We start from the raw sequence: 18212 nt of genomic DNA on the forward strand, positions 1-18212 counted from the left end.
CTGCATAAAACGGGCCATGCGCATGCGATGTGCCAACTTTTCCTCTGAACAAGCTATGCAAGCCAGGTCATAAGTCACACACAACCCGTTTCTTTTGACAGGTTTATCGACACACCTCCAGCGGGTAAGTGCGCGGTTTTTCAGCGAATCAGGGTGCGTCCGGCAGCAGCCGCAGCAGCTGGCCGTTGCTGGCATCGGTCAGCACATAGAGCAGGCCGTCGGGCCCCTGGCGCACGTCGCGGATGCGCTGGCCCACTTCCGCCAGCAAGGATTGCTCGCGCACCACCCGGCCGTCGGCGCCCAGTTCCAGCCGGTGGAGCCGGCCGAACTTGAGCGAGCCCACGAACAGGCTGCCCTGCCAGGCCTTGCCATAGCGCTCGCTCGTCAGGAAGGCCATGCCCGAGGGCGCGATCGAAGGGACCCAATGGTGCAGCGGCTGCTCCATGCCGGCCTTCTCGGTCAGGCCCTCGCCGATGGGCGCGCCGCCGTAGTTCACGCCGTGTGTGATGACCGGCCAGCCGTGGTTGCGGCCAGCCTGGGACACATTGATCTCGTCACCCCCCTGGGCGCCGTGCTCGTGCGTCCAGAGCCGGCCATCGGGCGCCAGCGCGGCACCCTGCAGGTTGCGGTGGCCGTAGCTCCAGATCTCGGGCAGCGCGCCAGCGCGGCCGGCGAAGGGGTTGTCCCGGGGTACGCTGCCGTCTTTGCCCACGCGCACGATCTTGCCGAGGTGGTTGTCCAGGGTCTGCGCATCGGCCATGCGGCTGTAGCGGTCGCCCAGCGTGAGGAACAGCGTGCCGTCGGGCTTGCCGCCGACCCGGCGCTCGACGATGCGGCAGCCGAAATGCGCGCTGCTGGACACCTTGGGCTTCTGGCTGAAAACCACGCGCAGGTCTTCCAGGCGGCTGCGGTCGTCCGACAGCCTGGCGCGGGCCAAGGCCGTGCTGTTGCCGCGTCCGCCCTCGGCCGGCTCGCTGTAGCAGAAGTAGAGCGTGCGGTTGTCGGCGAAGCCGCTGTCCAGCACCACGTCGAGCAGGCCGCCCTGGCCGCCGGCCGCGATCTCGGGCAGGCCGGCCAGCGGCGCGCCGAGCTGGCCGTCGGCCTCGACCACGCGCATGCGGCCGGGCCGCTCGGTCACGAGGAAGCGACCGTCGGGCAGGAAGGCCAGGCCCCAGGGGTTCTGCAATCCGGCGGCCACGGGCTGCACACGCGCTGGCGTCTGGGCGCTCGCGGGCCCGGCGAGAACAAGGCCCAGGCCCACCAGCAGGAGGCCGATCCGGCGCGAGAACGGGAACAGGGGCATGCGTCACATCCTGGAAATAGGGGGTGCATGCCGGGCACCGTGCCAGCATTTGCACGCCGCTTGGAGCAATGCGCCTCGCGATTCGTTCGACACCAATTTCATCCGTTTGTAGGAGTCCAGCCCTTGTTTTTGTCCGACAAAGTCGGGTGGTGTTACAAATTTAATTTGTAAATCATTATGAATCAACTACTTACAATGATATCCTCGCTTGACGCCTGAATAGCGCAGGCCTTACTCTCCCGCCCCATGCCTCGCTGGACCGCCGTTCTCCTCCTCGCCTGCTGCGTCGCCAGCGCCGCCCAAGCCGCCCCCCCGGAGCCATCGCTGCCGGCCGCATCGCCCGAGATGCCGGCCGACATGCAGCGCGTGCTGGCCGAGCGTGGCCTGGTCCGGCAGACCCTGGGACACATTGAGCAGGTCGGCCAGACCGTGCGCGACACCACCTCCGACCTGGTCGGCACGGCCATGGGTTTCCTGGGCGTGCCCTACCGGCGTGGCGGCAATTCGGCGGAATCGGGCTTCGACTGCAGTGGTTTCGTGCGTGCCGTGTATTCGCAGACCGTGGGCCTGGTGCTGCCGCGCCGCGCCAACGAGCAGGCCGCCGCCACCGACACCATCGAGAAGCGCGACCTGCAACCCGGCGACCTGGTGTTCTTCAACACCATGCGCCGCGCCTTCAGCCATGTGGGCATCTACGTGGGCGACGGCAAGTTCGTGCACGCCCCGCGCAGCGGCGCCAAGGTGCGCGTGGAAGACATGGACAGCAGCTACTGGAAGCGCCGTTTCGACGGCGCCCGCCGTGTCGAGACCGACACGCCGCTGGACGCCAGTGCGCTGACCAAGCTGGGCGCCGGCGGCAACTGAGCCGCTCCCCTGCCCGACCTCAGCCCCCGAATTCCTGCGCTGCCAGATTGCGCAGCAGCCGAAACACCAGTTGCTTGTTTGGAAGCCCGGCCATCATGGAAGCGCCAGCCCGGCCTGCCCAGGGCCGTGGCCTGGTACCAATAGGCGCGCGGCCAGCTGCCGCGCGCTCCGGGCACTGGCGCCCTTGCCCGTGATCGCCAGCGCCGGCGCATGGGCCAGCATGCGCACGAAGACGGCGCGCACTTCGTCCGCGCTGATGCCCTCGACCATGGCCAGCGCGTCGGCCAGCGACAGCACACTGCCGCTGGCCTGCAGTTCTTCCACGGCCTGCTCCATCGTGGCGTAGGTGCGTTCCGCGGCGCGCACGCGCGCCACGGCCAGCTGGTTCTTGGCCCGCTCCAGATGCACGGGATCGACCGCCGCCGCCTGCGCACGCAGCAGCTCGCCGGTGGCAGTGACCAGCGCGTCCAGTTTGTCCGGGGTCGTCACCGCGTGCACGACGAAGTTGGCCCAGACGTCGCCCTTGTCGATCGTGGCATCGGCGGTGTAGGCCAGGCCGAGCTTCTCCCGCACCGTGTCGGCCAGGGGCGAGGACATCCCGCCGCCGAACAGGTTGGCGGCCACCGCCGCCACGAGGCGCCAGCGCTGCCCGGACACCGCATCCGGCCGCGTCGGCGCCACGGGGTAGGCGATGTTCAGGAACACCTGCGAGACCTGCGTGAAGCGCCGTGCCACGGCCTGCCCGACGTAGGCCGTGGGCGCCGGGGGCCTGGCCACCGATGGATCGTGCGCTGGCGGCATCGCATCGAACAGCTCTGCGGCGAGCGCCATCCAGGCCGCGACGTCGAAGTTGCCCGCCGCTGCGACGACGGTCTTCTCCGCCACGTAGTGCGACTGCACATGGCGCACCAGGTCGCCGCGCGCAAAGCCTTCGATGTTGGCGATGGTGCCGATCACGGGCATGCCCATGGCGGCATCGCCCCAGATGGCACGGTCGAGCAGTTCGTCGGCGCTGTCCTGCGGATCCTCGTCGTACTCGATGGCCTCCTGCCGGATCACCTCCAGCTCACGCTGCAGCTCGTGGGCGGGAAAGCTGCTGTTCAGCACGATGTCGGCCGTCATGCGCAGCAGTTGGTCGGCATGCCGGCCCAGACCCGTCATGAAGTAGCCCGTGGCGTCCTTGCCCGTGAACGCGTTGACATCGGCGCCCAGCCGCTCGGCGTCCAGGTTGATCGCCTGCACGGAACGCGTGGCGGTGCCCTTGAACGCCATGTGCTCCAGGACATGGCTGATGCCGTTGGTGGCCGGCGTCTCGTCGCGGGATCCGACCCGCAGGAAGACGCCCACGCTCACGCTCTGCACATGCGGCATCGGGACGGCGAGCAGGCGCACGCCGTTCGCGAGCGTGCGGAGCGCCGTGGCGCCTCCCGCCTCCGGATGGGGTGCCATGGCTCAGCGGTCCTGCAGCGGCTGCGGCTGGACCGCGACGCCGTAGAGCGCCAGCAGGCCGACCATGTGGCCGATGGACACGCCGGGCTCGCCCGCCTCCACGCGGCCGATGGTCTGCACATGCACACCCAGGCGCGCGGCCGCAGCGGCCTGGCCTTCTCCCGCCGCCAGCCGCGCGGCCTTGGCTGCCGCGCCCAGCGCCCGGATGGTCTGCAAGGCGTCGTCGCCGATGTCTGTGGAAATGCGCTTGCCTTGGGTCATCGCGGCATTGTCGCCGCGCAGCAGCGCGGCAGCTTGCGCGATCGGACCGGCGCTCATGCGGGCGCGGCCTCCGGCAGCCGGCCGCCCTCCATCACGGGCGCGCGGCATCGCGGACCAGTTGCTCAGGGACATCTGAGCGGCCCGCCGGCCTGATTCGATCCCCGTATCAGACCGGCCCAAATCGGTATTGGACGCCCTATCGGAGCGGCGCTATGGTCCGCGCCATCGACAACATGGAGACAAGCGCATGCTGCACCGCCGCACCCTGCTGGCACTGCTCGCCGCGTCCGGCCTGGCCGCCGGCCTGCCGGTTCAGGCCCAGGACTTCCCGCACAAGCCGATCCGGTTCGTCGTGCCCTTCCCGCCCGGCAGCGGCACCGACACCTCGGCCCGCTACTTCGGCAAGAAGCTCTCGGACCTGACGGGCCAGCCCGTGGTGGTGGAGAACAAGGCCGGCGCCAACGGCTTCCTCGCGGTGCAGGCCGTGCTGGCTGCGCCTGCGGACGGCTACACCGTCTTCGTCGGCAGCAACTCCACGCTGGCCGTCAACGCGGCGCTGTTCAAGGCCCTGCCCTACGACCCGGTCACGGACTTTGCGCCGCTCAGCATGATGATGCGCTCGCCCGCGCTGCTGATCGTGCCGGGCAGCTCGCCGCACAAGAGCCTGGCGGACCTGATCGCCGCGGCCAAGGCCAGGCCGACCGCGCTGAACTACGGCGCCGGCTCGGCCGGCTACCAGCTCATGGCCGAGCTGTTCAACGACGCGGCCAGGGTGCAGACCACGCACGTGCCCTTCAAGGGCGCCAACGAAGCCGTGGCGGCGGTGGCCGGCGGCACCGTGGACCTGGCTTTCGCCGAGATGACGAGCGCACAGGAGATGGTCAAGAGCGGCCGCATCCGCGCGCTGGCCGTGGCCTCCGACAAGCGCACGGTCGCGTTGCCCGAGGTCACGACCGCGACCGAGGCCGGCCTTGCGGGCTTCACGGCCTACACCTGGGTCGGCGCCATGGTGTCGGCCAAGACGCCCAAGGCCGAGGCCGACAAGTTGGCCGCGCTGCTGACGCAGATCGAGCGCCTGCCCGAGACGCGCGCCTTCTACGAACGCATCGGCGCCGAGGTCATGCAGGGCGGTCCGCAGGAGATGCGCGCCTTCCAGGCCGAGGAGATCCGGCTGTGGAAGCGCATCGCGGCCCAGGCCAAGGTCGAACTGCAATGACGCAGCAGCATGGCGCCCTTGCAGGCATCCGCGTGCTGGACCTCTCGCGCGTGCTGGCCGGCCCCTGGGCCGCGCAGCTGCTCGGCGACCTGGGCGCCGAGGTCGTCAAGGTCGAGCGCCCCGGCGCCGGCGACGACACACGCACCTGGGGCCCGCCCTTCGTGCGCGACGGCCAGGGCGCGCCCACCACGGACGCGGCCTACTACCTCTGCACCAACCGCAACAAGCGCTCGATCACGGTGGACATGCAGACGCCCGCGGGCCAGCGACTGCTGCAGGAGTTGGCGCAGCAGAGCGACGTGGTGGTCGAGAACTTCAAGACCGGCAGCCTGGCCCAGTACGGCCTGGACTGGGCCACGCTGTCGGCACTGAACCCGCGCCTGGTCTATTGCTCGATCACGGGCTTCGGCCAGACCGGCCCCTACGCGCAGCGCGCGGGCTACGACTTCCTGATCCAGGGCATGGGCGGGCTCATGAGCATCACGGGCCAGCCCGACGGCGCGCCCGGCGCCGGCCCCATGAAGGTGGGCGTGGCGCTGACCGACATCCTGACCGGCCTGTACGCGGCCAACGCCATCCAGGCCGCGTTGCATGCGCGGGCACGCACGGGCCGCGGGCAACACATTGATCTCGCGCTGCTCGACGTGGGCGTGGCCTGCCTGGGCAACCAGGCCATGAACTACCTGCACAGCGGCCAGGCGCCGCAGCGCATGGGCAACGCGCACCCCAACACCGTGCCCTACCAGGACTTTCCGACGGCCGACGGCCACATGATCCTGGCCACGGGCAACGACGGCCAGTACGCGCGCTTCTGCGCGGCGGCCGGCCACCCCGAATGGGCGAGCGACCCGCGCTTCGTGCGCAACACGGACCGGCTGCAGCACCGCGACGTGCTGATCCCGCTGCTGCGCTCCGCGACCGTGCAGCGCACCACGGCCGACTGGATCGCGCTGCTGGAAAAAGCCGGCGTGCCCTGCGGGCCGATCAACAGCATCGCCGACGTGTTCGCCGATCCGCAGGTGCGCGCGCGCGGCCTGCAGATGGCGATGCCGCATGCGGCCGGCGCCGATGTGGCACTGGTGGCCAACCCGATCCGCCTGTCGGACACCCCCGTGCAGTACCGCGAGGCCCCGCCACAACTGGGTCAGCACACGCGCGCGGTGCTGCACGACGTTTTGCACATGAGCGAGAAGGACATCGATGAACTGCAACAGAAAGGTGCCCTGGGATGAGCGCACTTGATTCCCTGACCCTGACCGCGATCCCGCCCGAGGACGAAGCCCTGCGCGCGCCCGTGCGCGCCTTCCTGGCCGAAGCCCTGAAGGACGTCCCTGCCCACGTGCGCGCCAAATCCTGGAGCGGCTACGACCCGGCCTTCAGCCGCAAGCTGGGCCAACAGGGCTGGCTCGGCATCACGCTGCCGCCGGCCTATGGTGGTGGCGGCCGCAGCGCGTTCGCGCGCTACGTGCTGGTCGAGGAGTTCCTGAACTGGGGCGCGCCCGTGGGCTCGCACTGGATCGCCGACCGCCAGAGCGCGCCGCTGATCCTGCGCTACGGCACCGAGGCACAGAAGCTGCGCTACGTGCCGCCGATCTGCCGCGGTGAGTCCTACTTCTGCATCGGCATGAGCGAGCCCGGCGCCGGCTCGGACCTGGCCAGCGTCCGTTCGCGGGCCACGCCCCACGATGGTGGCTGGCTGCTCAACGGCCAGAAGATCTGGACCACCAACGCCCACCACTGCAGCCACATGATCGCGCTGGTGCGCACTTCGGGCACCACCGAGGACCGGCAGAAGGGGCTGTCGCAGCTGATCGTGGACCTGAAGGCGCCGGGCGTGCGCGTGCGGCCCATCACCGACCAGTCGGGCGACGCGCACTTCTGCGAGGTGTTCTTCGACGACGTGCAACTGGGTCATGACGCGCTGGTCGGTGCTGAGGGCAAGGGCTGGGAACAGGTCAACGCCGAGCTCGCCTTCGAGCGCAGCGGGCCCGAGCGGCTGTTCTCCAGCATCGTGCTGTTCGACCAGTGGGCGGCCTGGGTGCGCGAGGCCGGCCGCACGCCCGAGGCCGAGCGCCTGGCCGGCCGCATCGTCTGCGCGCTGGCACCGCTGCGCGCGATGTCGGTGGCCGTGACCGAGAAGCTCACGCGTGGCGAGAGCCCGCTGGTCGAGGCCGCCCTGGTCAAAGACCTGGGCACGGGCGTGGAGCAGCTGATCCCCGCCGCCATCGCCGACGACCTGTTTTCGCGGCCCGAGGGCAGCGTGCCGCTGGGCCTGCTGCACACGCTGGACTACGTGACCCAGGTCGCCCCCTCGTTCTCGCTGCGTGGCGGCACGCGCGAGATCCTGCGCGGCATGATCGCGCGCGGCCTGGGCCTGCGCTGAGAAGGACGACGAGACCATGGACGATTTGTTTTCCGAGGCGGTCGCGCAACTGCTGCGCGACCTCTCCACCCCCGACGTCGTGCGCGCCATCGAGACCGGCGGCGACCACTGCGCGCTCTGGCAGGCCATCGAGGAGGCCGGTTTCGCCGATGCGCTCGTGCCCGAGGCCCAGGGTGGCGCGGGCCTGGCGCTGCACGAGGTCTTCGGCGTGCTGAGTTTGTGCGGCACGCATGCCGTGCCCGTGCCGCTGGGCGAGACCGTGCTCGCGCGCGGCTGGCTGGCGCGCGCCGGTGTGGCCGTGCCGCGCGGCAGCACCGTGTTCGCCGAGGCCGACACCCCGGGCGACGAGGTGGTCTGCCCGCTCGTGCGCACCGGCCGCGTGGCCGACCAGGTGCTGGTCGCGCGCGGCGCTGCGCTGCGCCTGCTGCCCGTGGCCACGGCCCAGGCCATGCCGGCTGGCTTCGTGCTCGACGTTGCGCTGCGCTGGCCTGCGCAGGCCTGGGAGGCCGGCATGCCCGTTCGGGGCGACCCCGGGGATCTGCGCCTGCTGCAGGCCGCGCTGTACGCCACCCAGCTGGCTGGCGCCATGCGCGCGGCCTTCGACCGCACGCTGGCCTACGCCAACGAGCGCCAGCAGTTCGGCCGGCCCATCGGCAAGTTCCAGGCGATCCAGCACCAGCTCGCGGTCATGGCCGAGCATGTGTTCGCTGCGCGCACGGCTGCGCAGCTCGGCTGCCGCGCCGAGGATCTCGTGCCCGAGCGGCTGCACGTGGCCATCGCCAAAGCCCGTACCAGCGAAGCAGCGCTCGAAGTGGCAGGCATGGCCCATGCCATCCACGGCGCGATCGGCTTCACGGCCGAGTTCGACCTGCAGCTCTTCACGCGCCGCCTGCACGCCTGGCGCCAGGCCGCCGGCAGCGAGTCCTACTGGCATGGCGTGGCCGGCCGTCACCACCTGGACAGCGGCGAGACCTTGGTCCTCGATACGATCCGCGCCGCCACCACCGTCCACTGAACCGCGAGACCCCCAATGAGCTTCCTGACCACCGCGCGCGACGGCGCCATCCTGACCTTGACCATGAACCAGCCGGAGACGCGCAACGCGCTGACCGGCAACACGGCCGTCGACGAGTTCGTGCAGGCCTGCGACGCGATCCGCCGCGACACCTCGGTGCGCGCCGTGATCATCACAGGCACCGGTCCCGTCTTCAGCTCGGGCGGCAACGTCAAGGACATGCAGCGCTTCTTCGGCGACAGCCTGTCGCCCGAGGTGATCCGCGAGGAATACCGCAATGGCATCCAGCGCATCCCCAAAGCGCTTTACAACCTGGACGTGCCGACCATCTGCGCCGTCAACGGCCCGGCCATCGGCGCCGGCCTGGACCTGACCTGCATGTGCGACATCCGCATCGCCTCGGAGAACGCCACCTTCGCCGAGAGCTTCGTGAAGGTCGGCATCGTGGCCGGCGATGGCGGCGCCTGGCTGCTGCCGCGTGCTGTCGGCATGTCCAAGGCGGCCGAGATGGCGTTCACGGGCGAGGCGCTCAACGCGCAGCAGGCGCTGGCCTGCGGCCTGGTCTCGCGCGTGGTGCCGGCCGATGCGCTGATGGCCGAGGCGCGCGCGCTGGCAGCCAAGATCGCGGCCAATCCGGGCGGCGTGCTGCGCATGACCAAGCGGCTGCTGCGCGAAGGCCAGAACAGCACGCTGGAATCGCTGCTGGAAATGTCGGCCGGCTACCAGGCCATCGCGCACAAGACGGCCGACCACGAGGAAGCCGTGCGCGCCTTCATCGAGAAGCGCGCGCCCAGGTTCAGCTGATCAGTCGAACAGGCCGGGCGCGCCGAACGCGGCGTGCTCGGCCAGCAGCATGCGCAGCTTGGTGTCCACGCCGCCGGGCGCGGAGAAGCCGCCCGAGCGCGTGCCCGCCGCGAGGATGCGGTGGCAGGGCACGATGGGCGCGAACGGGTTGAGGCCCAGCGCCTGGCCGACCGCGCGCGCGGCGCCCGGCTCGCCGATGTCGGCCGCGAGTTCGCCGTAGGTGATGGTGCGGCCCGGCGGAATCGCGCGGGCGCGCGCATAGACGCGCTGGTGGAAGGGCGCGATGCCGTCCATGTCGAGCGCGATGTCCAGCAGGTCGTCCGGTGCGCCGGCCAGCAGCGCGGTGGTGCGCTCGGCAGCGATGCGCACGGCTTCGGGCGGCGGTGCGATCTCGGCGTCGGGCAGGCGCTGGCGCAGCCGGGCCAGCAGGCGCGACTCGCTGCGGTCGGGCAACTGCACGGAGGCGATGCCACGCGCGCCCCAGCCGATGCCGCAGCGGCCGATGGCCGTGTCGAACAGGTACAGGCCAGTGGTGGCCATCGCCAGGGCTCAGGCGAGATTGGGTGCGGCGTCTGCCACGGCCGCAGTGCCGAGCCGCGTCACGGTCCAGCCCGCACCTGCGCGGTCGAAGCGCAGCGGCGTGGCGTTGGCCAGCAGCGCCGCATCCAGCACCACGCCCAGCGCGCAGGCCAGCACGTGCAGCGTGCCGCCATGGGCGACGACGACCACGGGCGCAGGATGGGCCACGGCCTCGGCCAGCGCGGCCAGGCTACGCGCCACGAACTGGTCCAGCGTCTCGCCGCCCTCGGGTGCGCAGTCCCAATCGATGTTGGCCGACGAGCTGCCGATCAGCGCGCCGAAATGGCGCTCGCGCAGGCCCGCGTGCAGGCGCTCTTCGCGCGCGAGCAAGCGCGCGACCGTGCGTGCCGTGGTCAGCGCACGTGGCGCATCGCTGCAGACGATGTGAACGCCTTCGTTGCCAGCCAGTTCCTCGGCCAGCAATGCCGCAGCCTGCTCGGCCTGGGCCAGGCCCGTCTCGTTGAGCGGCTCGTCGATGCTCTGGAAGATGCGCAAGGCGTTGCGCGCAGTCTGCCCGTGGCGCAGGAAATAGAAGCGTTGCAGCCCTTCGGGCAGCTGGCAGCCCGCGGCAGCGCACAGCACGGGCAGGCGTTCCAGGCCTCGGCTCACATGCAGGGGTGCAGTGCCCACCATCGCGCGGCTACTTGTCGGCCTTGGTGTCGTTGAAGCGGCCATAGCTCTGCAGCCGCTCGTAGCGCCGGTCCACCAGTTCCTTGACCTTGAGGTCGCTGACCTGGCGGAACGCGTCGTTGAGGCCGCGCTTCAGGAAGGCGGCCATCTGCTTGTGGTCGCGGTGCGCACCGCCCACGGGCTCGTTGACGATCTTGTCGATGAGGCCCAGGGCCTTGAGCCGGTGCGCCGTGATGCCCAGCGCATCGGCGGCATCCTGCGCGCGGTCGGAGGTCTTCCAGAGGATGGACGCACAGCCTTCGGGGCTGATCACCGAGTAGATGGAGTACTGCAGCATCAACACCTGGTCGGCGACCGCGATGGCCAGCGCACCGCCGGAGCCGCCCTCGCCGATGATGGTGGTGATGATGGGCACCTCGAGCTGCGCCATCTCGAAGATGTTGCGGCCGATGGCCTCGGACTGGCCACGCTCCTCGGCGTCGATGCCCGGATAGGCGCCCGGCGTGTCGACGAAGGTGAACACCGGCAGCTTGAACTTCTCGGCCGTCTTCATGAGCCGCAGCGCCTTGCGGTAGCCCTCGGGCTTGGTCATGCCGAAGTTGCGCAGCGCACGCTCCTTGGTGTCGCGGCCCTTCTGGTGGCCCAGCACCATGCAGGCATGGCCGTTGAAGCGCGCCAGACCGCCGACGATGGACAGGTCGTCGGCGAAGTGCCGGTCGCCGTGCATCTCGACGAAGTCGGTGAAGATCTCGTTCACGTAGTCGAGCGTGTAGGGCCGCTCGGCATGGCGCGCGATCTTGGTGATCTGCCACGGCGTCAGCACGCCGTAGATGTCTCGGGTCAGCTGCAGGCTCTTCTTGCCGAGCTGGTCGATCTCGGCCGAGATGTCGACGGCGGACTCGGTCTGCACGTAGCGCAGCTCTTCGATCTTGGATTCGAGGTCCGCAATGGGCTGTTCGAAATCGAGGAAGGTTCTTTTGGGCAAAGCCACTCTCCTTCTGTTCTGTGTTCAATACCCGACCGGCAGCGGGTCGAGCGATCGCCAAATATACCAAGTGGCCACGCTGGCAAAGGGGGCCCAGGCGGCCGCCACTTCGCGCAGGTCGCTGCGACTCACCGGGTCTCCGGAAAAGTAGTTCTGGCTCACGCCGTTGATGAGTCCGATGTCGTCCAGCGGCAGCACGTTGGGCCGCATCAGGTGGAAGATCAGGAACATCTCGGCGGTCCAGCGACCGATGCCGCGGATGGCGACGAGCTCGGCGATGATGGCTTCGTCCTCCATCGCATGCCAGTCGCGCACGTGCAGCGCGCCGGATTCGAAATGCAGGGCCAGGTCGACCAGGTACTCGACCTTGCGCGCCGACAGGCCGGCCGCACGCATGTCGTCGACCTTGAGCTTGAGCACGCCGGCCGGTGTCAGCTCGCGCGGCAGAAGCGCGAAGCGGTCCCACACGGTCTGCGCTGCCTTCACCGAGATCTGCTGGCCGATGATGCTGCGCGCCAGCGTGATGAAGGCGTCGCCCCGCGTCTCCAGGCAGGCGTCGCCGAACTGCGGGATCAGCCGCTTCATGACGCGGTCCTTGCGCACCAGGTGGCGGCAGGCGTCCTGCCAGTATTCCGGCGTGTAGACCTGCACCACGGGCATGTCGGCCATCTTGCGTGCCCTAGCTGCCATGGGCCATCCTCGCCGCGCCAGCGCGCGGCGCCAGGGAAGCATGCATCACTGCGCGGCCTCCCAGGTGGTGCCGGTCGGACTGTCCTTGAGCACGATGCCCTGCTCCAGCAGGCTCTTGCGGATGCGGTCGGCTTCGGCGAAATTCTTGGCAGCCTTGGCGGCGGCGCGGGCAGCGATCTGCTCGGCGATGGCTTCGGGCGACAGGCCCGCGGCAGCAGCGTCACCGCCATCGGCTGCGCGCCAACGCTTGAACGCGACCGGGTCGCCCTGCAGCAGTCCCAGCGTGCCGGCCAGCGCCTTCAGCAGGCCCGCAGTCTCGGCCGAGCGCGTGCGGTTGACTTCGGCTGCCAGATCGAACAGTACGGCGACAGCCTCGGGCGTGCCGAAGTCTTCGTCCATCGCGGCCTTGAAGCGCGCGGCCTGCGGCTGGGTCCAGTCGATCGCCACGTCTTGCGGCGCCACGGATTCCAGTGCCGTGTACAGGCGGCGCAATGCGCTGCGGGCGTCGTCCAGATGCGCATCGCTGTAGTTCAGCGGGCTGCGGTAGTGCGTGCGCACCATGAAGAAACGCAGCGTCTCGGCGTCGTACTTCTTGAGCACCTCGCGGATGGTGAAGAAGTTGCCGAGGCTCTTGGACATCTTCTCGTTGTCCACGCGCACGAAGCCGTTGTGGACCCAGAAGCGCGCCAGCGGCTTGCCGCTCGCGCCTTCGCTCTGCGCGATCTCGTTCTCGTGGTGTGGGAACTGCAGGTCGGCACCGCCGCCGTGCAGGTCGAAGCTCTCGCCGAGCAGCGCGCAGCTCATCGCCGAGCACTCGATGTGCCAGCCGGGCCGGCCGCGGCCGAACGGGCTGTCCCATTGCGCATCGGCAGGCTCCTCGGGCTTGGCGGCCTTCCAGAGCACGAAGTCGAGCGGATCGTCCTTGCCGTCGAGCACGGCCACGCGCTCGCCGGCACGCAGTTCGTCCAGCGACTTGCCGGACAGCTTGCCGTAGCCCGGGAACTTGCGCACCGCGAAGTTCACGTCACCGCTGTTCGCTCGGTAGGCCAGGGCCTTGCCTTTCAGGGTTTCGATCAGGCCCAGCATCTGCGGCACGTAGTCGGTGGCGCGCGGCTCGTGCGTGGGCGGCTCGATGCCCAGCGCGCCGATGTCGGCATGCATGGCCGCGGTCATCTCGTCGGTCAACGCACGGATGGTGATGCCGCGCTCCACCGCACGGCGGATGATCTTGTCGTCGATGTCGGTGATGTTGCGCACATAGGTCACGCGCAGGCCGCTGCACTTGAGCCAGCGTTGCACCACGTCGAAGGCCATCATCATGCGGGCGTGGCCCACATGGCACAGGTCGTAGATGGTCATGCCGCAGACGTACATGCGGACATGGCCGGGCTCGATCGGCGAAAAAACGTCCAACGCACGCGTCAGCGTGTTGTAGATGCGCAAACTCATGGAATCCGGGAAAACACAGGACCGTTCGATGACGTCCTGGGGGTCGACAGGGCCGTCAAGGCCCGCTTTCACGAGGGTGGCTGCACTGGCGCTGCGCCGGGCCGCACACCCCCCTCGGCTAGAATCGCCGGCATTCTATAGCCGCGTGCGCAGGCTGTCTTTACGTATTGAGCAAGAGGTTCTATGAAGCAAGCGCTGTCCCGCATCCTGCCTTCCGCTCTGCATTTGGCGCGCGCTCTCGCCATCGCTAGCGCGGCATGGGCCGGCCAGGCGGCCACCGCGCAAGCCGACCCGTATGCCGAAGTGGGCCAACTGGTGCGCACCGGCAAGCTGGCCGAGGCCAGCACCAAGGTCGAGCAGTACCTGGCCGGCAAGCCGCGCGACCCGCAGATGCGCTTCCTGAAGAGCGTGGTGCAGACCGAACAGGGCAAGCCCGACGAAGCGGTCGAGACGCTCACACAGATCACCCAGGAATTCCCAGAACTGCCCGAGCCGTACAACAACCTGGCCGTGCTGTACGCGGGCCAGAACCAGTACGACAAGGCGCGCACGGCGCTGGAGATGGCCATCCGCCTGAACCCAAACTACGCCACCGCACACGAGAACCTGGGCGATGTGTACGCCAAGCTGGCCAGCCAGTCCTATGGCCGCTCGCTGCAACTGCAGGCCAACAACCCGCAAGCCACGCAGAAGGCCGCTGCGCTGACGACCATGCTGGCACCCCAGGCCGCCAAGCCGCGCGCGCCCGGCAAGTAAGTTCGCGCTCCACCGCGCCGGGCCGCCGGCCTTCGGCGTGCTTTCTTTCTCCAACCACCCAGTCGCCCCATGACCGCTCGCCTGTTTCCGTTGTCGCGCCGCGCCCTCGTGCTGTGCGCCGGCCTCGCTCTTGCTCCGCTGACCCAGGCCGCCGATGCGCCGCACGTGCTGTTCAAAACCAGCCTGGGCAGCTTCACGGTCGAGGTCTACCCCGACAAGGCGCCCAAGACGGTGGAGAACTTCCTGCAGTACGTGCGCGACAAGCACTATGACGGCACCATCTTCCACCGCGTGATCCCGAACTTCATGGCCCAGGGCGGTGGCTACGACCAGAACTACAAGGAAAAGCCGACGCGCGCGCCCATCCCCAATGAAGCCAGCAATGGTCTGAAGAACGACACCTACACCATCGCGATGGCCCGCACGGGCGAGCCGCATTCGGCCACCTCGCAATTCTTCATCAACGTCAACGACAACGCCTTCCTCAACCACACCGCGCCCACGCCCCGGGGTTGGGGCTACACGGTATTCGGCAAGGTGGTTGCCGGCATGGACGTGGTACAAAAGATCAAGGCCGTCCCGACCGGCCCGGGCGGCCCCTTCCCGACGGATGCGCCACAGACGCCCATCCTCATCCAATCCGCAACCCTGGTGAAATGACATGAGCCAACCCCAAGTCGAACTGCACATTGCCAACTACGGCGTCATCACGATCGAACTGGACGCCGAGAAGGCACCCAAGTCCGCCGAGAACTTCCTGGCCTACGTCAAGAAGGGCCACTACGACAACACCATCTTCCACCGCGTGATCCCGGGCTTCATGGTCCAGGGCGGTGGCTTCGAGCCCGGCATGAAGCAAAAGGGCACGGACGCACCGATCAACAACGAGGCCAACAACGGCCTGAAGAACGACAAGTACACCTTGGCCATGGCGCGGACCAACGACCCGCACTCGGCCACGGCCCAGTTCTTCATCAACGTGGTCGACAACGCCTTCCTGAACCACACCGCGCCCTCGGCGCAGGGCTGGGGCTATGCCGTGTTCGGCAAGGTCGTGGGCGGCACCGACATCGTCGACAAGCTCAAGGCCGTGAAGACCGGCCGCAAGGGCTTCCACGACGACGTGCCGGTCGAAGACCTGGTCATCGAGAAGGCCATCGCACTCTGATGCAGTCGCAGCCGGCCCTGCCGACATTCGCCGAGCTCGTCGCGCCCGGCGACTGGCGCAGCATCGAACTGCTGTCCGATGTGCACCTGCGTCCGCAAGAGCCGGCCACGTTCGCGGCCTGGCAGCAGGCTGTCACGCAAAGCCGCGCCGATGCGCTGTTCATGCTGGGCGACCTGTTCGAGGTCTGGGTCGGCGACGACGCGCTGGACCCGGCGGCGGGCGACGACAGCCCGCTCGGGCAGTTCGAGCGTCAGTGCGCCGAGGTGATTCGTTCCGTGTCGGCGCAGCGCCCCGTGTACTTCATGCACGGCAACCGGGATTTCCTGTTCGGCGCCGCGGGGCTGGCCGCCACCGGCATGCAGTTGCTGCACGATCCCACGGTGCTGGTGTTCGGCGGCCGCCGCTGGTTGCTGAGCCACGGTGACGCACTGTGCCTGGACGATGTGGCCTACCAGCAGTTCCGCCTGCAGGTGCAGAACCCGGCTTGGCAAAAGGCCTCGCTGCAGCACCCACTGGCCATGCGCCGGCAGATGGCTCGGCAGATCCGCCAGGCCAGCGAGCAGCGCAAGGACCAGGGACTGGGCTATGCCGACGTCGATGCCGAAGCGGTCCGCGCCTGGCTGCGCGCCGCGCAGAGCGACACGCTCATCCACGGCCACACCCACTTGCCGGCCGACCATGACCTGGGTGAAGGCCTCACGCGCATCGTCATGAGCGACTGGGAAGCCACCGCCCTGCCGCCGCGGCTGGAGCTGCTGCGCCTGGCCATCGACGCCGCACCCCGGCGCATCGCCGTCACGCCCGCCGCATGAGCGGCGGCTGGCGTCGGCTGCTACGCTGGTGGCAGCGCGCGCCGCTGACCATCCCCGATCCGCTCTGGCAGGCCGTGCTGGCCGACCACGGTTTCCTTCAGGCCCTCTCTCTCAACGAGCAACAGAGCCTGCGTGCGCTGAGCGCCGAGTTCCTCGCCCAGAAGGAATTCCACGGTGCCAGCGGCCTGCAGGTCACCGACCCCATGGCCATCGCCATCGCGGCGCAGGCCTGCCTTCCCTTGCTGCACCTCACAGCCCGCCCGGATGGCGGCGCACCGGGCCGCGGCTCGGTGCTGCGCTGGTATGCCGACTTCGTCGGCATCGTGGTGCAGCCCGGTGAGGTCGTCGCGCGCCGCGAATCCGTCGACGAGACTGGCGTTGTCCATGCCTACGACGAGGTGCTTGCTGGCGAGGCCATGGACCAAGGGCCGGTGATGCTGAGCTGGCAAGCCGTGCGCGAAGCCAGCGACAGCGCGGACGCGGGCTACAACGTGGTCATTCACGAGTTCGCGCACAAGCTGGACATGGCCGACGGCGCACCCGACGGCTGCCCTCCTCTGCCGCCCGGCTTCATGGGTGCGCACAGCGCCGCGCAGGCACGTCGGCAGTGGCTCAAGGTCTGGGAGGAAGCCTACGCCCAGTTCTGCGACCAGGTGGTGGTCGCCGAGCGCTTCGGTGGGGAGATGCCCTGGCTGGACAGCTATGGCAGCCAGAGCCTGGATGAATTTTTCGCGGTGGCCTGCGAGGCTTACTTCGTGAACCGGCCGCGCTTCAGTGCGGACTTCGCCAATTTGCTGCCCGTGCTGGACGCGTTCTTCCGCCCGGGTTGATCAGCGTTCCCACAGAGGCGTGTTGCCCAGGCGCTGGGTCAGAACATCGAGCAGCGTACGCAGGCTCGCGGGCTGGTGGCGGCGCGAGATGTAGAAGGCATAGATGCCGAGTTCGTCGGCATGCCAGTCCGGCAGCACGCTGACCAGCTCACCATCGCGCAGCATCGGCGCCACCACGTAGTTCGGCAGCACCGCCAGGCCACCACCGGCGCGCACCGCCTCCACCAAACTCATGGTGTCGTTGGCACTGAAGCTGCCCGAGACCTGCACCAGGCATTCCTCGCCCTGGCGCGAAAAGCTCCATTGGCTCTTCTCCACGCGCGAATGGGACAGGCAGTTGTGCTGGGTGAGATCGTCTGGCGTCTTGGGCGCGTCGTTCTTGTCCAGGTAGGCCGGCGTGCAGCAGAGCACGGCGCGGCAGGTGCTCAACTTCTTGGCGATCAGCGCGGGATCCAGCTCGTTGGTCATGCGGATCGCCAGGTCGATGCGCTCATCGACAAGATTGAGCGGCTGATCGCTGAGCACCAGATCGACCTTGGTGCGCGGGTACCTGGCCAGATAGTCGACCAGGATGGCGGACAGGTAGGCCTGCCCGAATGCCGGGCTGCACTGCACGCGGATCTGGCCGTGCGGCTCGGTGTCGCGCTGGCCGACCACCTGCTCCACATCGTTGACGAGTTCGAGCAACTGGCGGCTGCGCACCACGCAGGCCTCGCCCGCCTCGGTGAGCGACAGGCGGCGCGTGGAACGCTGCAACAGGCGCGCGCCCAGCCAACGCTCCAACTCGCCGATGTGCCGGGTCACCATGGCCCGGGACATGCCCAAGGTGTTGGCGGCCGCCGTGAAGCTGCCGCGCGTCACCACTTCACTGAACACACGCATCGCGGAAATTCGGTCCATCGCACACCTGTAGGAAACAACTTGCTCGGCTCAGCTCGGAAGACCCGATTCGGCACCAGAATGAGCAAATCTTAAAGGGCAAGCTGCAACGCAGTACACAAAAAAATCACGTTTCTCG

Annotated in this window: 20 protein-coding genes; 11 read left to right on the forward strand and 9 right to left on the reverse strand. The window is 68.8% G+C overall.

All coding sequences use genetic code 11. From position 1 onward, the window contains the following. Nucleotides 1-148: 148 nt before the first annotated feature. Nucleotides 149-1303: a PQQ-dependent sugar dehydrogenase gene (locus tag ASF45_RS01495; RefSeq protein ID WP_056655804.1), complete on the reverse strand. Its 1155-nt coding sequence runs from the start codon at nucleotides 1301-1303 to the stop codon at nucleotides 149-151. 246 nt (nucleotides 1304-1549) lie between these two features. Between ASF45_RS01495 and ASF45_RS01500 the strand changes: the two genes are divergently transcribed. After that, nucleotides 1550-2167, forward strand: coding sequence for a C40 family peptidase (locus tag ASF45_RS01500; protein ID WP_056655807.1), 618 nt, complete (start codon nucleotides 1550-1552; stop codon nucleotides 2165-2167). A 93-nt stretch (nucleotides 2168-2260) separates the two neighbouring features. Here ASF45_RS01500 and ASF45_RS01505 read toward each other — a convergent pair whose 3' ends face one another. Beyond that, nucleotides 2261-3616: a pitrilysin family protein gene (locus tag ASF45_RS01505; RefSeq protein WP_056655810.1), complete on the reverse strand. Its 1356-nt coding sequence runs from the start codon at nucleotides 3614-3616 to the stop codon at nucleotides 2261-2263. Nucleotides 3617-3619: 3 nt separating this feature from the next. After that, complete coding sequence (locus ASF45_RS01510) at nucleotides 3620-3934, reverse strand: helix-turn-helix domain-containing protein (protein ID WP_235580780.1); 315 nt, start codon at nucleotides 3932-3934, stop codon at nucleotides 3620-3622. A 190-nt stretch (nucleotides 3935-4124) separates the two neighbouring features. On the opposite strand from ASF45_RS01510, the gene ASF45_RS01515 reads away from it, so the two are divergent. The 5 genes from ASF45_RS01515 to ASF45_RS01535 are packed head-to-tail and all read left to right on the forward strand — an operon-like array spanning nucleotide 4125 to nucleotide 9295. Next, a complete protein-coding gene (locus ASF45_RS01515) occupies nucleotides 4125-5093 on the forward strand; it encodes a tripartite tricarboxylate transporter substrate binding protein (RefSeq protein ID WP_056655812.1) in 969 nt (322 codons plus the stop codon). After that, a complete protein-coding gene (locus ASF45_RS01520) occupies nucleotides 5090-6325 on the forward strand; it encodes a CaiB/BaiF CoA-transferase family protein (RefSeq protein WP_056655815.1) in 1236 nt (411 codons plus the stop codon). The genes ASF45_RS01515 and ASF45_RS01520 overlap by 4 nt, the downstream gene beginning before the upstream one ends. Beyond that, nucleotides 6322-7476 carry an acyl-CoA dehydrogenase family protein gene (locus ASF45_RS01525; RefSeq protein ID WP_056655818.1) on the forward strand — a complete coding sequence of 385 codons (1155 nt, stop codon included), beginning with the start codon at nucleotides 6322-6324 and terminating at the stop codon, nucleotides 7474-7476. The genes ASF45_RS01520 and ASF45_RS01525 overlap by 4 nt, the downstream gene beginning before the upstream one ends. A gap of 16 nt (nucleotides 7477-7492) precedes the next feature. Continuing rightward, on the forward strand, nucleotides 7493-8491 hold the full coding sequence (locus tag ASF45_RS01530) for an acyl-CoA dehydrogenase family protein (protein WP_056655821.1): 999 nt from the start codon (nucleotides 7493-7495) through the stop codon (nucleotides 8489-8491). 15 nt (nucleotides 8492-8506) lie between these two features. Next, a complete protein-coding gene (locus ASF45_RS01535) occupies nucleotides 8507-9295 on the forward strand; it encodes a crotonase/enoyl-CoA hydratase family protein (RefSeq protein ID WP_056655825.1) in 789 nt (262 codons plus the stop codon). Here ASF45_RS01535 and ASF45_RS01540 read toward each other — a convergent pair whose 3' ends face one another. Genes ASF45_RS01540 through cysS form a run of 5 tightly spaced genes read right to left on the reverse strand, consistent with a single transcriptional unit; the run spans nucleotide 9296 to nucleotide 13628 of the window. Continuing rightward, nucleotides 9296-9835 carry a methylated-DNA--[protein]-cysteine S-methyltransferase gene (locus tag ASF45_RS01540; protein WP_056655829.1) on the reverse strand — a complete coding sequence of 180 codons (540 nt, stop codon included), beginning with the start codon at nucleotides 9833-9835 and terminating at the stop codon, nucleotides 9296-9298. A gap of 9 nt (nucleotides 9836-9844) precedes the next feature. Beyond that, nucleotides 9845-10507, reverse strand: coding sequence for a histidine phosphatase family protein (locus ASF45_RS01545; RefSeq protein ID WP_056655831.1), 663 nt, complete (start codon nucleotides 10505-10507; stop codon nucleotides 9845-9847). Nucleotides 10508-10514: 7 nt separating this feature from the next. Beyond that, entirely contained in the window at nucleotides 10515-11489 is a 975-nt protein-coding gene (locus tag ASF45_RS01550) for an acetyl-CoA carboxylase carboxyltransferase subunit alpha (protein ID WP_056655835.1), read from the reverse strand. Nucleotides 11490-11513: 24 nt separating this feature from the next. Then, nucleotides 11514-12179: a DNA-3-methyladenine glycosylase gene (locus tag ASF45_RS01555; protein WP_235580781.1), complete on the reverse strand. Its 666-nt coding sequence runs from the start codon at nucleotides 12177-12179 to the stop codon at nucleotides 11514-11516. A gap of 45 nt (nucleotides 12180-12224) precedes the next feature. Continuing rightward, on the reverse strand, nucleotides 12225-13628 hold the full coding sequence (cysS, locus tag ASF45_RS01560) for a cysteine--tRNA ligase (RefSeq protein WP_056655839.1): 1404 nt from the start codon (nucleotides 13626-13628) through the stop codon (nucleotides 12225-12227). Between the two features lie 183 nt (nucleotides 13629-13811). Between cysS and ASF45_RS01565 the strand changes: the two genes are divergently transcribed. From ASF45_RS01565 to ASF45_RS01585, 5 genes are all read left to right on the forward strand, one after another. Next, nucleotides 13812-14384 (forward strand): tetratricopeptide repeat protein, encoded by a 573-nt coding sequence (locus ASF45_RS01565; RefSeq protein ID WP_056655843.1) that lies wholly within the window; start codon nucleotides 13812-13814, stop codon nucleotides 14382-14384. A 69-nt stretch (nucleotides 14385-14453) separates the two neighbouring features. Beyond that, nucleotides 14454-15044, forward strand: a complete 591-nt coding sequence (locus tag ASF45_RS01570) for a peptidylprolyl isomerase (RefSeq protein WP_056655846.1) — start codon at nucleotides 14454-14456, stop codon at nucleotides 15042-15044. Nucleotide 15045: 1 nt separating this feature from the next. Further along, nucleotides 15046-15552 carry a peptidylprolyl isomerase gene (locus ASF45_RS01575; protein WP_056655848.1) on the forward strand — a complete coding sequence of 169 codons (507 nt, stop codon included), beginning with the start codon at nucleotides 15046-15048 and terminating at the stop codon, nucleotides 15550-15552. Next, nucleotides 15552-16364, forward strand: a complete 813-nt coding sequence (locus ASF45_RS01580) for a UDP-2,3-diacylglucosamine diphosphatase (RefSeq protein WP_056655851.1) — start codon at nucleotides 15552-15554, stop codon at nucleotides 16362-16364. The genes ASF45_RS01575 and ASF45_RS01580 overlap by 1 nt, the downstream gene beginning before the upstream one ends. Continuing rightward, nucleotides 16361-17194, forward strand: a complete 834-nt coding sequence (locus tag ASF45_RS01585) for a zinc-dependent peptidase (protein ID WP_056655855.1) — start codon at nucleotides 16361-16363, stop codon at nucleotides 17192-17194. Before ASF45_RS01580 ends, ASF45_RS01585 begins: the two co-directional genes overlap by 4 nt. On the opposite strand, the gene ASF45_RS01590 is transcribed toward ASF45_RS01585, so the two are convergent. Continuing rightward, entirely contained in the window at nucleotides 17195-18094 is a 900-nt protein-coding gene (locus ASF45_RS01590; RefSeq protein WP_056655858.1) for a LysR family transcriptional regulator, read from the reverse strand. Nucleotides 18095-18212 lie beyond the last annotated feature (118 nt).

Origin of the sequence: Pseudorhodoferax sp. Leaf265 (assembly GCF_001422365.1) — a bacterium.
Classification (GTDB): Bacteria; Pseudomonadota; Gammaproteobacteria; order Burkholderiales; family Burkholderiaceae_C; genus Pseudorhodoferax.

Coding starts and splice junctions, on each gene's coding strand:
- ASF45_RS01570 (WP_056655846.1), top strand. CDS start 14,454: ATGACCGCTCGCCTGTTTCCGTTGTCGCGCCGCGCCCTCGTGCTGTGC.
- ASF45_RS01500 (WP_056655807.1), top strand. CDS start 1,550: ATGCCTCGCTGGACCGCCGTTCTCCTCCTCGCCTGCTGCGTCGCCAGC.
- ASF45_RS01520 (WP_056655815.1), top strand. CDS start 5,090: ATGACGCAGCAGCATGGCGCCCTTGCAGGCATCCGCGTGCTGGACCTC.
- ASF45_RS01530 (WP_056655821.1), top strand. CDS start 7,493: ATGGACGATTTGTTTTCCGAGGCGGTCGCGCAACTGCTGCGCGACCTC.
- ASF45_RS01555 (WP_235580781.1), bottom strand. CDS start 12,179: ATGGCAGCTAGGGCACGCAAGATGGCCGACATGCCCGTGGTGCAGGTC.
- ASF45_RS01515 (WP_056655812.1), top strand. CDS start 4,125: ATGCTGCACCGCCGCACCCTGCTGGCACTGCTCGCCGCGTCCGGCCTG.
- ASF45_RS01540 (WP_056655829.1), bottom strand. CDS start 9,835: ATGGCCACCACTGGCCTGTACCTGTTCGACACGGCCATCGGCCGCTGC.
- ASF45_RS01510 (WP_235580780.1), bottom strand. CDS start 3,934: ATGAGCGCCGGTCCGATCGCGCAAGCTGCCGCGCTGCTGCGCGGCGAC.
- ASF45_RS01575 (WP_056655848.1), top strand. CDS start 15,046: ATGAGCCAACCCCAAGTCGAACTGCACATTGCCAACTACGGCGTCATC.
- ASF45_RS01495 (WP_056655804.1), bottom strand. CDS start 1,303: ATGCCCCTGTTCCCGTTCTCGCGCCGGATCGGCCTCCTGCTGGTGGGC.
- ASF45_RS01525 (WP_056655818.1), top strand. CDS start 6,322: ATGAGCGCACTTGATTCCCTGACCCTGACCGCGATCCCGCCCGAGGAC.
- ASF45_RS01580 (WP_056655851.1), top strand. CDS start 15,552: ATGCAGTCGCAGCCGGCCCTGCCGACATTCGCCGAGCTCGTCGCGCCC.
- ASF45_RS01505 (WP_056655810.1), bottom strand. CDS start 3,616: ATGGCACCCCATCCGGAGGCGGGAGGCGCCACGGCGCTCCGCACGCTC.
- ASF45_RS01535 (WP_056655825.1), top strand. CDS start 8,507: ATGAGCTTCCTGACCACCGCGCGCGACGGCGCCATCCTGACCTTGACC.
- ASF45_RS01545 (WP_056655831.1), bottom strand. CDS start 10,507: ATGGTGGGCACTGCACCCCTGCATGTGAGCCGAGGCCTGGAACGCCTG.
- ASF45_RS01590 (WP_056655858.1), bottom strand. CDS start 18,094: ATGGACCGAATTTCCGCGATGCGTGTGTTCAGTGAAGTGGTGACGCGC.
- ASF45_RS01565 (WP_056655843.1), top strand. CDS start 13,812: ATGAAGCAAGCGCTGTCCCGCATCCTGCCTTCCGCTCTGCATTTGGCG.
- ASF45_RS01585 (WP_056655855.1), top strand. CDS start 16,361: ATGAGCGGCGGCTGGCGTCGGCTGCTACGCTGGTGGCAGCGCGCGCCG.
- cysS (WP_056655839.1), bottom strand. CDS start 13,628: ATGAGTTTGCGCATCTACAACACGCTGACGCGTGCGTTGGACGTTTTT.